General features: G+C 59.2%; 11 protein-coding genes and 2 tRNA genes. All 13 read right to left on the bottom strand.

Annotated elements, in window-relative coordinates:
• Positions 1 to 126: 126 nt before the first annotated feature.
• The 13 genes from rpsO to ftsH all read right to left on the bottom strand — a co-directional run bounded on the left by rpsO (position 127) and on the right by ftsH (position 12,544).
• A complete protein-coding gene (gene rpsO, locus L861_RS22840; RefSeq protein WP_016419040.1) occupies positions 127 to 396 on the bottom strand; it encodes a 30S ribosomal protein S15 in 270 nt (89 codons plus the stop codon).
• An 81-nt stretch (positions 397 to 477) separates the two neighbouring features.
• Complete coding sequence (truB, locus tag L861_RS22835; RefSeq protein ID WP_016419039.1) at positions 478 to 1,404, bottom strand: tRNA pseudouridine(55) synthase TruB; 927 nt, start codon at positions 1,402 to 1,404, stop codon at positions 478 to 480.
• On the bottom strand, positions 1,404 to 1,814 hold the full coding sequence (rbfA, locus tag L861_RS22830) for a 30S ribosome-binding factor RbfA (protein ID WP_016419038.1): 411 nt from the start codon (positions 1,812 to 1,814) through the stop codon (positions 1,404 to 1,406). The genes truB and rbfA overlap by 1 nt, the downstream gene beginning before the upstream one ends.
• A gap of 20 nt (positions 1,815 to 1,834) precedes the next feature.
• On the bottom strand, positions 1,835 to 4,432 hold the full coding sequence (infB, locus tag L861_RS22825) for a translation initiation factor IF-2 (RefSeq protein ID WP_016419037.1): 2,598 nt from the start codon (positions 4,430 to 4,432) through the stop codon (positions 1,835 to 1,837).
• 27 nt (positions 4,433 to 4,459) lie between these two features.
• Positions 4,460 to 5,953: a transcription termination factor NusA gene (gene nusA / locus L861_RS22820; RefSeq protein ID WP_016419036.1), complete on the bottom strand. Its 1,494-nt coding sequence runs from the start codon at positions 5,951 to 5,953 to the stop codon at positions 4,460 to 4,462.
• 40 nt (positions 5,954 to 5,993) lie between these two features.
• On the bottom strand, positions 5,994 to 6,455 hold the full coding sequence (gene rimP / locus L861_RS22815) for a ribosome maturation factor RimP (RefSeq protein WP_016419035.1): 462 nt from the start codon (positions 6,453 to 6,455) through the stop codon (positions 5,994 to 5,996).
• A 206-nt stretch (positions 6,456 to 6,661) separates the two neighbouring features.
• A tRNA-Met gene (locus L861_RS22810) sits at positions 6,662 to 6,738 on the bottom strand.
• 109 nt (positions 6,739 to 6,847) lie between these two features.
• A tRNA-Leu gene (locus L861_RS22805) sits at positions 6,848 to 6,934 on the bottom strand.
• Between the two features lie 29 nt (positions 6,935 to 6,963).
• Entirely contained in the window at positions 6,964 to 7,326 is a 363-nt protein-coding gene (gene secG, locus L861_RS22800; protein ID WP_016419034.1) for a preprotein translocase subunit SecG, read from the bottom strand.
• Positions 7,327 to 7,330: 4 nt separating this feature from the next.
• Positions 7,331 to 8,080 (bottom strand): triose-phosphate isomerase, encoded by a 750-nt coding sequence (gene tpiA / locus L861_RS22795; protein ID WP_016419033.1) that lies wholly within the window; start codon positions 8,078 to 8,080, stop codon positions 7,331 to 7,333.
• A 121-nt stretch (positions 8,081 to 8,201) separates the two neighbouring features.
• Positions 8,202 to 9,548 (bottom strand): phosphoglucosamine mutase, encoded by a 1,347-nt coding sequence (gene glmM, locus L861_RS22790; RefSeq protein ID WP_016419032.1) that lies wholly within the window; start codon positions 9,546 to 9,548, stop codon positions 8,202 to 8,204.
• On the bottom strand, positions 9,545 to 10,408 hold the full coding sequence (folP, locus tag L861_RS22785; protein ID WP_016419031.1) for a dihydropteroate synthase: 864 nt from the start codon (positions 10,406 to 10,408) through the stop codon (positions 9,545 to 9,547). Before folP ends, glmM begins: the two co-directional genes overlap by 4 nt.
• Positions 10,409 to 10,561: 153 nt before the next feature.
• Entirely contained in the window at positions 10,562 to 12,544 is a 1,983-nt protein-coding gene (ftsH, locus tag L861_RS22780) for an ATP-dependent zinc metalloprotease FtsH (RefSeq protein WP_027947792.1), read from the bottom strand.
• Positions 12,545 to 12,700 lie beyond the last annotated feature (156 nt).

The following is a 12,700-nucleotide window of genomic DNA, read 5'->3' as shown; positions in this document are numbered from 1 at the left end:
GGGCAAGAGCCACCGCTAGTGCACAAAAAGAACAAGCAACCCCGAGAGGTTGCTTGTTCGAGAGCCCAAGGATGGTCCGAGGGCCCAAAGCAGACGCCAAGCGCTACCCTTGATGGGGACTGTCTATCAGCGACGCAGACCCAGACGCTGAATCAGCGACTGATAGCGCTCAAAGTCCTTACGCTTGAGGTAGTCGAGCAGCTTGCGGCGCTGGTTGACCATACGGATCAGGCCACGACGCGAGTGGTGATCCTGCTTGTTGGTCTTGAAGTGATCCTGAAGGCCATCGATGTTGGCGCTCAGCAGGGCCACCTGGACTTCAGGGGAACCGGTATCGTTTTCGCCACGGCCGAATTCCTTGACGATCTCGGCCTTTTTCTCAGCGGTCAATGCCATCTGTTTCTCCAGTAAGCAATATGCCTGAATGATGAATGTCGGAGACCACGCATATTTGCAGTCCCCACTTTCTCTACCACATTACTCCCCCTTACAGGAGGAGGTACTCAACAGGCGGCGAGGAGCAACTTCTCCCACCGCCTTGACCGTGGCCAGGCCCATAAAGGCCTCGTCACAGTAGAGTCGTGCCAAACTATCTGGCTCCAACCCATCGGTATCGGCACGAGCCGGCTGTCCATGCAAGAGACGCTCGGCTTGCGCATCCTCGACGGTAATCACCGGCAAGTGCGCAACCAGCACGTCCATCGGCAGCAATAGCGCTTCGCGAGCGGCCTGATCGGGTAACGCCTCCAGGCTCTCCACTGTATGCATGCCACTGGCATCGAAGGGTCCGGTGCGCAGTCGACGCAGCGCGGTGATATGCGCCCCACAGCCTAAATCCCGGCCGATGTCTTCGGCCAGGGTGCGAATGTAGGTGCCCTTGCTGCACGACACTTCAAATTCGAAGTCATTGTCACAGTGCGACAGAAGGCGCGTATCATAAACCTTAACGCGCCGAACTGCACGCTCGATCGTCTTGCCTTCCCGGGCCAATTCGTAAAGCGGACGCCCCTGGTGCTTGAGAGCCGAATACATCGGCGGCACCTGCTCGATTTCGCCACGAAAACGGCTCAGGACACCCTGCAAATCAGCCTCGTCGAGACGCGGTACCGGCAAGCGCTCGAGCACCTGTCCCTCGGCATCGCCGGTATCGGTCACCTCTCCCAGCCTGGCACGGGTGCGATAGACCTTATCGGCCTCGATCAGATGGGAGGAAAACTTGGTTGCCTCACCAAAACAGACCGGTAGCAGACCAGTTGCCATCGGATCCAGAGTGCCGGTGTGCCCGGCTTTCTGAGCCTGATATAACCGACGCACGCGCTGCAGTGCTTGATTACTCGATACCCCTTGGGGCTTATCAAGCAGCAACACACCATTCACCGGCAAGCCACGACGCCGACGTGCCATTAACGCGGACCCTCATCATCGCCATTCTCCGGCTCGTCATCACCTTGACGAGCACGGTCGCTGGCCACCGCCTCTTCAATCAGTGACGACAAACGCTGACCGCGGACCACGCTCTCATCGTAATGAAAGCGCAACTCCGGCACATGGCGCAGCTTGATGCGTCGGGCCACCTGGGTGCGCAGGAAGCCTGCGGCACGCCTGAGCACCTTGAGGTTGTCTTGGATGCGCTCGGGGTCATTCTCCCCGAGCAGCGTTATGTAGACATCCGCATAGCCGAGATCACGGCTGACCGTGACCCCGCTGACGGTGACCATGCCCAGGCGCGGGTCCTTGACCTCGCGCTGGATCAGCACCGCCAACTCCTGTTGCAGCTGATCGGCGACCCGGTCGGTACGCTTGAACTCACGCATGGACGTCGCTCCTAGGTGGCCTACAGGCTACGCTCGACTTTGACTTGATCGAATACCTCGATCTTGTCGCCCGCCTGGACATCATTGTAGTTCTTGACGCCGATGCCACACTCCATGCCGTTACGCACTTCATTGACGTCATCCTTGAAGCGACGCAGAGACTCCAACTCGCCTTCGAAGATCACCACATTGTCGCGCAACACACGAATCTTCTTGTTGCGATGGACGGTGCCCTCGACCACCATGCAGCCAGCCACGGCACCGATCTTGGGCGCCCGGAAGACATCGCGTACCTCGGCCACACCAATGATCTCTTCCTTCCATTCCGGTGCCAGCATGCCACTCATGGCTTGCTTGACCTCGTCGATCAGCTGGTAGATGACGCTGTAATAGCGCAAGTCCAATCCTTCGCGCTCGATGATCTCGCGGGCGGACGCATCGGCACGCACGTTGAAGCCGACCACGATGGCATCACTGGCCAGTGCCAGGTTGGCATCGGTACCGGTGATGCCACCAACCCCGGAAGACACCACGGCGACCTGCACCTCGTCGGTGGAGAGCTCCTCGAGTGCACCTTTGATTGCTTCCAGCGAGCCTTGCACGTCGGCCTTGAGGACAATATTGACCTTGGCTGCCTCGTCCTGGCCCATCTGGCTGAACATGTTCTCCAGCTTGGCCTTCTGCTGGCGCGCCAAGCGCACTTCGCGATACTTGCCCTGACGGAAGTTGGCCACTTCACGCGCCTTCTTCTCGTCAGCGACGACCATGAAGTCGTCACCAGCGTCGGGAGTCCCGTCCAGCCCCTGAATTTCCACTGGCATCGCCGGACCGACTTTCTCGACCTGCTGACCGAGTTCATTGGTCAGCGCCCGCACACGGCCGTAGTGCAAGCCGGCAAGCACGATATCCCCCTTCTTCAGGGTACCGTTCTGGACCAGCACGGTTGCCACGGGGCCACGCCCCTTATCGAGGCGCGACTCGACTACGACTCCTTTGCCAGGCGCTTCGGGTACTGCCTTGAGCTCGAGCACCTCGGCGACCAGCAATACGGCCTCGAGCAGTCCGTCAATGCCTTCCCCGGTTTTGGCGGAAACATGCACGAACTGAGTATCGCCGCCCCACTCCTCGGAAATCACCTCATGCTGGGATAGCTCGTTCTTGACCCGGTCCGGATCAGCGCCCTGCTTGTCGATCTTGTTGACTGCCACCACCAGCGGCACCCCGGCAGCCTTAGCATGCTCGACGGCTTCGATGGTCTGTGGCATCACACCGTCATCGGCGGCCACCACCAGAATCACCACGTCCGTGGCCTGGGCGCCACGAGCACGCATGGCGGTAAAGGCCGCGTGCCCCGGGGTATCGAGGAAGGTGATATCGCCATTCTCGTGTTCGACGTGATAGGCCCCGATATGCTGGGTAATTCCCCCAGCCTCCCCGGTAGCCACCTTGGTGCGGCGGATATAGTCGAGCAGCGAGGTCTTGCCGTGGTCAACGTGTCCCATCACGGTTACGACCGGCGCACGGGAGATCTCTTCGCCTTCGTAGGAGATACCCTCGAGCACCTCGGTCTCCAGCGCATCGTCCTTGACCAGCTTGGGCTTGTGCCCCATCTCCTCGACCACGATGGCCGCGGTGTCCTGATCGATGGTCTGGTTGATGGTCACCGCTGCACCCATGGTGAACATGGTCTTGATGACTTCGTTCGCCTTGATCGACATCTTGTCGGCCAAGTCAGCGACGCTGATCGACTCAGGAATGGACACCTCACGGACGATCGGCTGAGTCGGCTTCTGGAAGCCATGCTTGCCACCACCTGCATCGCGTCCACCACGACGACTCCCGCGGCGCTCGGCACGTTTGACTTTCTTACCGCCACGGCGACGCTCATCGCGGTCACCACGATCATCGTCATCGTCACGCCCACCATGACGACCTTTCTTGGCCGCTGCCTTCTTCGGCGGTGCAGTGCGGCGATCGCTTCGCCCTTCCTTGGGTGGCGCCGGCGGCTGCTCGGACGGCTGTCCGTCTAGCTCCGGCACAGGAACCTCGAGCTCAGGCTCCGGACGGGGCGCCTTAGCTGTGTGGGCCTTGGCTTGCTCAGGCTTGGCCTTCTGCTCAGGCTTGGCCTGCTGCTCAGCTTTCGCTTTAGCTTGCTCGGCTTTGGCCGCTTCCTCGCGGGCACGCTCCTCGGCCGCTTTGGCTTCGGCCTCAGCCTTGGCCGCCTGCTCAGCTTCGGCTTGAGCCTGCTGCGAATCGGCCATGTCACCTACGAGCTGACGCGGACCGGTTTCCTCTGCCTGAGGTTCGGTCGGCGCTTGTTCCTCTTCAGCACGCTTGACGTAGGTGCGCTTCTTGCGTACCTGCACCTCGATAGTCTTGCCACGCTCACCGGTCCGGATACGACTCTTGGTTTTACGCGTCAGGGTGATACGGTTCTTGGGACCACGACCGCCACCATGGCTTTTGGTAAGGTGGTCGAGCAGACACTGCTTGTCTTCCTCGGACACGGCATCGGCCTCTGACTTGTGAGGCAGACCCGCTTCCTTCATCTGTTCCAGCAGGCGAGGCACTTCTCGCCCCACCTTGGCTGCAAAATCTTTCACGGTCATTTCTGACATTACGACCCTCCTGAGCCCGTGACCTGTTTACTGTTCGCTCTCGAACCAAGGCGCACGGGCAGTCATGATCAGTGCCGCAGCGCGCTCCTCGTCCACGCCCTCGATGTCCTTGAGATCATCAACGGACTGCTCGGCAAGATCCTCCATAGTGACGATGCCCCGGCTGGCCAGAATAAAGGCCAGGTGACGTTCCATCCCTTCCATTTCGAGCAGATCATCGGCAGGCTGAGCGCCATCGAGCTGCTCTTCGGAAGCGATCGCCAGGTTCAACAGCTCGTCCTTGGCGCGCGCCCGTAGTTCCTCGACGAGATCCTCGTCGAAGTCCTCGATCTCGAGCATCTCCTCAAGTGGCACATAGGCAATCTCCTCGAGCGAGGTAAAACCCTCGTCGACCAGTACCCGTGCCAGTTCTTCATCGATTTCCAAGTGCTGGATGAAGTGCTCGACCAGGCTGTCAATCTCCTGCTCGCGCTTGCCTTCCGCTTCTTCCTCGGTCATCACGTTGAGCTTCCACCCGGTCAGCTCAGAAGCCAGACGCACGTTCTGTCCACTACGCCCAATGGCTTGTGCGAGATTGTCCTCAGCAACGGCGACGTCCATGGAGTGTGTGTCTTCATCGACGAGGATCGAGGCCACATCCGCCGGCGCCATGGCGTTTATCACCAACTGCGCGGGATTGTCATCCCACAGAATGATGTCAACGCGCTCGTTGCGCAGCTCGGTAGAGACTGCCTGCACGCGTGAGCCGCGCATACCGACGCACGCACCTACCGGGTCGATACGCTTGTCGTTGGTTTTGACGGCGATCTTGGCACGTGAACCGGGATCACGTGCCGCGCCCTTGATTTCGATGAGTTGCTCGGCGATCTCCGGCACTTCGATCTTGAACAACTCGATGATCAGTTCAGGGCAGGTTCGCGACAGAATCAACTGAGCACCCCGCGCATCGGCATCAACCTTGACCAGCAAAGCCCGCACGCGCTCATTCATGCGATAGCGTTCGCCGGGGATCATCTCGCTACGTGGTAAAAAGGCTTCAGCGTTATCCCCCAGATCGATGATCAACCCATCCCGGGTGGTCTTCTTTACGATACCGGCGACCAGTTCACTCTCACGCTCGGCATACTGCCGTACCACTTCGGCACGCTCGGCCTCGCGCACTTTCTGAACGATGACTTGTTTGGCCGTCTGCGCCGCGATACGACCGAACGCCGCGTTCTCGATATGCTCTTCGACCACATCGCCCAAACTCAGCGGTGGATCGCGACGCTCAGCAAACGACTGCTTGATCTCAGCATCCGGGTTCTCGAACTCATCGTCTTCAACGACCACCCAGCGTCGGAAGGTTTCATAATCGCCTGTCGAGCGATCGATCTTGACCCGGACGCTGACTTCCTGGCCCTCGAAACGCTTACGGGAAGCGCTCGCCAGAGCGGCTTCCACTGCCTCGAAAATCACGTCACGGGGCACGCCCTTTTCATTCGAGATGGCGTCAACGACCATCAGAATCTCTTTGCTCATGCCTTTGCCTCGCCAGAAAACCAGTCCTTATGCATCGATCTTAGTCATCAAACTGAGGCACAACTCGCGCCTGATCGATGGTATCAATGGGAAAGCAGTACTCTTCGCCGTCGAGCTGCAACAGCACCTCGTCACCTTCGATCCCAGCCAACAGCCCCTGAAACTTGCGCCGACCATCGAAGGGCGCTCGCAATTTCAGAGCAACCACGTGACCCTTGAAGCGCGCAAAATGGTCGAGGGTGAACAGAGGACGGTCCATTCCAGGCGAGGACACTTCCAGGCGATATTCGCCGGCAATCGGATCCTCGACATCGAGCACGGCGCTCACTTGTCGGCTGATACTGGCGCAATCTTCCACCGATACACCTTCGGGGCTGTCGATAAAGACCACCAGTCGAGAATGTTTACCCTGGGAAAGATAGTCTATTCCCCAGAGTTCGAAGCCCATGGATGTCACCACTGGCTCGATGAGCGCATATAGCGCCACGTCCTTGATTGCCACAGACGAAGACTCCTACAGCCGTTGCATCAGGCACCTGGCCAGGAGTTCATGAAAAAGCTAGGTGGCTGATTGGCATTGCTGTTAACACCTGAACGGTCAACAGATGAGCTGCTAACAAAAAGCCCCTTCACTGGAAGGGGCCTTTTACAAGAAACCTTTCACACCATCCACCGAGGCCCCTCGACAAGGCAACGACTTCGGCGAAATGGTAGCGGGGACCGGATTCGAACCGATGACCTTCGGGTTATGAGCCCGACGAGCTACCAGACTGCTCCACCCCGCATCATTACAGGTCGGCGATTATACGAGAGACTCACGATTCCGTCAAGAATGCGAGGCATCGCCGGAGTGCCAATCTTGCACTGAATACCCACAAACATATAGCATTCAGTTGGTGCCGAAGGCGGGACTTGAACCCGCACGACCATAAGGTCACTACCCCCTCAAGATAGCGTGTCTACCAATTCCACCACTTCGGCATCGGGGGATGCATCGAAAAGCGGCAACATCAGCTGCCGCTTTCCTCCAGCACTGGCGCGGCATTATCCACGTCCTTTGACTCCTCGTCAAGGGTCGGCACCCCGTTTTGCTGCTGTTCGATCAAGCGCGCATCTGGGATACCAGCCTTGGGCGCCTGACCAGTCTCAGAGGCAAAATATGCCAGCGCCATGGAGGTCACGAAAAACGCCGCTGCAAGCACTGCGGTCAGTTTGGACAGAAAACTGCCACTGCCACGTGAGCCAAACACGGTCTGGGAAGCTCCACCACCGAAGGCGGCTCCAGCTTCGGCTCCCTTGCCCTGCTGCAGCAGGACGAGAGCAATCAAGGCGATAGCGATCGCCACATGGATCATAAGGATGGCAACTTGCATGGATTCAACCTGCTGACTGGCAAATGGCTAGAAAATCGTCGATTTGTAGCGAAGCACCGCCCACCAGGCCGCCGTCGATATCCGGCTGGGCAAGCAGTTCCGCGGCATTGGCGGCCTTCATGCTACCGCCGTACAACAAACGTGTACCTGCAGCCAACGCTGCATCATATTCCTTGAGCCGGGCACGAATCGCCGCATGCACTGCCTGTGCCTGCTCCGGGGAAGCTGTCTTGCCGGTACCGATGGCCCATACCGGTTCATAGGCGATGAGCATTCGTTCCCGCTCGGAGGGCTCAAGAACGTCAAAAACCGCCGCCACCTGCCCCAACACAATGGCCTCGGTGCGGTTGGCTTCGCGTTCAGTCAGGCTCTCACCGACACACAAGATAGGGACCAGGTCCACAGCAAGCGCTGCCTTGACCCGCGCCAGCACTGCGGCATCATCCTCGTGGAACAGGGTACGCCGCTCGGAGTGGCCGACCAGCACATAGCGTGCCCCGAACTCGGCGAGCATTGAGCCGCTCACCTCGCCGGTGAAGGCGCCACCAGATTCCGAGTGCAACGTTTGAGCCCCCGTCGCCACCAGCGTACCACCAAATGCCTGCCGTGCTGCATCCAGGTAAGGTGACGGTACCATCAATGCCACTTCGACACCTGCCGGCATACGTGTCTCGACAAAGGCTTGAGCGAAACGCTCGACCAGCGCCAATGACCCGTTCATCTTCCAGTTGCCGGCAATCAGCGCCGTCCGCATAAGCAATCCCCTCTCAAGGTGGAGCGAAATGGTATAGGAGCGCTCCTAGCATGACAACCAACTCATGGCAACCGAAGCGACTATCCTTCGACTCGATGCCTCGACCTCGCGAGGCATGCGCTCATGTCAGCAACGCTTCGACATCATCGGCGATACGCTGAGCCAACCCCCTGACATCCAGGTGTGGCCGCCCTTCGACCATCACACGGATCAGCGGTTCGGTACCTGAGGGCCGCAACAGCACACGCCCCTCATCACCCAGTTCGGCCTCTACTGCCGCCACAGAGCGTTTCAAGTCATCACTGGCCATCAACGCGATCCGATCGACATCGGGGGTCAAGCGCACGTTGACAAGCGCCTGTGGAGCCTTCTCGAACCCTTCCAGCAGCCGGGCTAGCGACACACCCTCACGCACCATGATCGCCACGACCTGGAGCGCCGAGACAATGCCGTCACCGGTGGTCTGCACATGACCACAGACGATGTGTCCCGAGGATTCACCTCCGAGCTGCCAGCCATTGGCAACCAGGCGCTCAGTTACATATCGATCACCGACCTGCGCACGCTCGAAAGGCACCCCCATCTCTTCAAGTGCGGCGGCCAGACCAAAATTGGACATCAAGGTACCTACCACCCCCCCCCCAAGCTCACCACGCGCATGTCGGTCCCGGGCGATCAGGAACAGGATATCGTCACCATCGACCTCGCGGCCGTCGGCATCCACCAGCAGCACCCGGTCACCGTCACCATCCAAGGCGATACCGAGATCGGCTCCAGCCCCGATCACCGCCGCTCGCAAGCTGGAGGGATGGGTCGAGCCCACTTGCTGATTGATATTCAAGCCATCGGGTGTAGCACCGATCAGGCTGACCTCGGCGCCCAATTCACGGAACACGCTGGGGGCGATGTGATAGGTAGCACCATGGGCACAGTCGAGCACAATCTTGAGTCCATGCAGACTGACCCGATCGGGGATCGTCGATTTGCAGAATTCGATATAACGCCCCGGCGCGTCGCTAATGCGTACCGCCTTTCCCAGCGCATCGTTGGCCACTGTGGTCAGGGGCTTATCGAGCTCTTCCTCGATACGCGCTTCAATACCGTCATCGAGCTTGGTGCCCTCAGCGGAAAAGAACTTGATGCCGTTGTCGGCAAAAGGATTGTGAGAGGCCGAAATAACGATCCCGGCATCGGCCCGGAAAGTCCGAGTCAGATAGGCAATGCCAGGCGTCGGCATCGGCCCCAGCAACGATACATCGACACCCGCCGCCGACAACCCCGCTTCCAGCGCTGATTCAAACATGTAACCGGAAATCCGAGTATCCTTGCCGATCAGCACCTTGGCCCGTCCCTTTCGAGCGAGGACCCGCCCCATGGCCCAGCCCAGTTTGAGCATGAAGTCCGCGGTAATGGGATATTCGCCAACGGTACCGCGAATGCCGTCAGTACCAAAATAACGTCTTGTCATGGCTCCAAGCCTTCTTGTAGTACGGCCCAGGTCATATCGACCGCATCCACGCTGGGCCCAACATCATGAACACGCAGAATCCGCGCGCCACGCTCGACGGCCAAGGCGGCCAGTGCCAACCCTCCAGCCAAACGCTCTTCCACCGGTCGCTCCAACACTTTCCCGATCATGCTCTTGCGTGACATACCGGCTAGCAATGGCAATCCCAATATCTTCAACTGGTCCATGCGATTGAGCAGACGCAGATTGTGTTCGACGGTCTTGCCAAAGCCAAAGCCCGGATCGAGGATCAAACGCGAACGGCGCAACCCGGCCGACTCGCAGGCAGCAATCCTCTCGTCGAGAAAGGTCAACACCGCATCCTCGATATCCACATCATAGTGCGGCGCCTGTTGCATGTCCCCAGGCTCGCCAATCATGTGCATCAAGCACACCGGCAAACCGCTGCAAGCAGCCGCCTGCAGGGCACCCTCGCGCCTCAGTGCGCGCACGTCATTGAGCATGCCAGCCCCCAGACGAGACACCTCTCGCATCACCTCTGGCGCACTGGTATCCACCGAGACCAGGGCATCGAGTTCACGGACCAGATGCTCGACCACTGGTGCCACACGATCCAGTTCCTGCTGTGGCGAAACCGGCGAAGCCCCAGGACGCGTCGATTCTCCTCCTACATCGATGATCGCTGCACCTTCGGCCAGCATTCGCTCGGCATGGCGCAGGGCGTCATCGAGCAAGGTATGTTGACCGCCATCGGAGAAGGAGTCGGGCGTGACGTTGAGAATCCCCATCACTCTGGGGTAGGACAAATCGAGCCGATGTCGGCCACAGTGCAAGGGAGCCGTTGTCGGGGAATCATTCATGAAGGTGGATCCTACCGATGAGACATCTGCCACTCGCACGCTCTTGGGCGAAGACCGATGCCACTCGCAAAAAACATTCACTGTAAACAGCACCTAACCATGGTGCAAGAAGGCGCCCGATGCGGGCGCCTTCGCTTGCGACATCCATCGAGGTCAGTGACCAGCCGGCCCCCCCAAGGGATCGGAAGGCCGGCGGCGCGGGCCGTCATCATCCTCTTCCTCGTCGCCATCATCGACCGGCTCCGTCACATCAGAGGGTGACTCAGCCTTTGGCTCTTCAGCCACCGGCGTGCCGCTGCCCGGATCGTTCCAGCCCTCGGGTGGGCGAGGTTTGCGCCCCTCCATAATATCCTTGAGCTGATCGGCATCGATGGTTTCGTACATCATCAACGCTTCGGCCATGGTATCCAGCTTGTCGCGGTTATCTTCGAGGATCTGCCGCGCCTGGGCATAACACTCGTCGACGATACGGCGCACTTCCTTGTCGAGCTTGGTGGTGGTTTCCCCAGACTTGAGCTTGCCACCGCTGCCTGGCCCACCAAGGAACTGGTGCGACTCGTCCTCGTCGTACATCAGCGGCCCCATCTCGTCGGACAGGCCCCACTTGGCGACCATGTTGTGCGCCAGCTCGGTAGCGCGCTTGATATCGTTCGACGCGCCGGTAGTGACGCCATTCGGCCCCAGTGTCATCTCCTCGGCGATACGACCGCCGAACAGTGAGCAAATCTGACTGATGATCTGCTGACGCGAGAGGCTGTAGCGATCCTCTTCCGGCAAGAACATGGTCACGCCCAGTGCTCGGCCACGGGGTATGATAGTCACCTTGTACACGGGATCGTGCTCGGGCATTACCAGCCCAATGATGGCATGCCCTGATTCGTGATAGGCCGTGTTGCGTTTCTCTTTCTCGGACATGACCATCGACTTGCGCTCGGCGCCCATCATGATCTTGTCCTTGGCCAGTTCCAGTTCTTCCATGCTGACCAGACGCTTGTTGCGACGTGCCGCAAACAGCGCCGCCTCGTTGACCAGGTTAGCCAGATCGGCACCGGAAAACCCTGGAGTACCGCGAGCAATCAACTGCGGCTTGACGTCCTCGGCCAGCGGCACTTTGCGCAGGTGCACACCCAGAATATGTTCGCGGCCTCGAATGTCAGGCAGCCCCACGGTGACCTGACGGTCGAAGCGGCCTGGACGCAACAGTGCCGGATCGAGCACGTCGGGACGGTTGGTGGCAGCAATGACGATGATGCCCTCGTTAGCCTCGAAACCGTCCATTTCCACCAGCAACTGGTTGAGAGTCTGCTCACGCTCATCGTTGCCGCCGCCCATGCCAGCACCACGCGAACGGCCCACGGCATCGATCTCGTCGATGAAGATGATGCACGGCGCCTGCTTCTTGGCCTGCTCGAACATGTCGCGTACACGGGATGCCCCGACACCGACGAACATCTCGACGAAGTCGGAACCGGAAATCGAGAAGAAGGGTACTTTGGCTTCGCCGGCAATGGATCTGGCCAGCAGTGTCTTACCGGTACCTGGCGGGCCGACCATCAACACGCCGCGCGGAATGGTTCCGCCCAAGCGTTGGAACTTACTCGGATCACGCAGGAAGTCGACCAATTCCTCGACTTCCTCCTTTGCTTCGTCGCAGCCGGCCACATCAGCGAATGTCGTCTTGACCTGATCGTGGGACAGCAGCTTGGCCTTGGACTTGCCAAAGCTCATTGGGCCACCCTTGCCACCGGCCCCACCCTGCATCTGACGCATGAAGAACAGGAAAATAGCCAGGATGATCAGAATCGGGAAGCTAGCAATCAACAGCCGCGTCCACAGACTCTGTTCCTGAGGCTCTTTGCCAACAACAGTGACGTTGTTGGACAGTAAGTCATCCATCAACTTGGGGTCATCCGCCGCCGGGCGGATGGTCTGGAACTGCGATCCATCGGTGCGCTCACCGCTGATGGTATAACCATCGATGGTCACGCTACGAACCTGCTGGTTTTGCACCTGCTGGACGAACTGCGAGTAGTTCATCGACTGCGGCGCGCTATCGACGCTGAAGTTGTTGAACACCGTCAGCAGTACTGCTGCGATGACCAACCACAGGATCAGGTTCTTCGCCATGTCATTCAAGGGAGTACCCTCATTTTAAAAATCGGTCTACCAAATGAGCCTAGTAATTCGACACTACAGTACAAGGGGGCGTTCATCCATCCATCCCAGTCTTGACCTAATGTGCCATACGCTGTCTCGGGTGTCTGGCTATCGCCTCGTTAGCCCATTGCTATC

The sequence above is a fragment of the Litchfieldella anticariensis FP35 = DSM 16096 genome, from assembly GCF_000409775.1.
Classification (GTDB): Bacteria; Pseudomonadota; Gammaproteobacteria; order Pseudomonadales; family Halomonadaceae; genus Litchfieldella; species Litchfieldella anticariensis.
The sequence above is the reverse complement of the archived record's forward strand: the minus strand, read 5'-3'. Positions and strand labels throughout refer to the sequence as shown.

Bases quoted from the DNA above. Each gene is read 5' to 3' on its own strand.
- rpsO (WP_016419040.1), bottom strand. From the start codon at position 396: ATGGCATTGACCGCTGAGAAAAAGGCCGAGATCGTCAAGGAATTCGGC.
- truB (WP_016419039.1), bottom strand. From the start codon at position 1,404: ATGGCACGTCGGCGTCGTGGCTTGCCGGTGAATGGTGTGTTGCTGCTT.
- rbfA (WP_016419038.1), bottom strand. From the start codon at position 1,814: ATGCGTGAGTTCAAGCGTACCGACCGGGTCGCCGATCAGCTGCAACAG.
- infB (WP_016419037.1), bottom strand. From the start codon at position 4,432: ATGTCAGAAATGACCGTGAAAGATTTTGCAGCCAAGGTGGGGCGAGAA.
- nusA (WP_016419036.1), bottom strand. From the start codon at position 5,953: ATGAGCAAAGAGATTCTGATGGTCGTTGACGCCATCTCGAATGAAAAG.
- secG (WP_016419034.1), bottom strand. From the start codon at position 7,326: ATGCAAGTTGCCATCCTTATGATCCATGTGGCGATCGCTATCGCCTTG.
- tpiA (WP_016419033.1), bottom strand. From the start codon at position 8,080: ATGCGGACGGCGCTGATTGCCGGCAACTGGAAGATGAACGGGTCATTG.
- glmM (WP_016419032.1), bottom strand. From the start codon at position 9,548: ATGACAAGACGTTATTTTGGTACTGACGGCATTCGCGGTACCGTTGGC.
- folP (WP_016419031.1), bottom strand. From the start codon at position 10,408: ATGAATGATTCCCCGACAACGGCTCCCTTGCACTGTGGCCGACATCGG.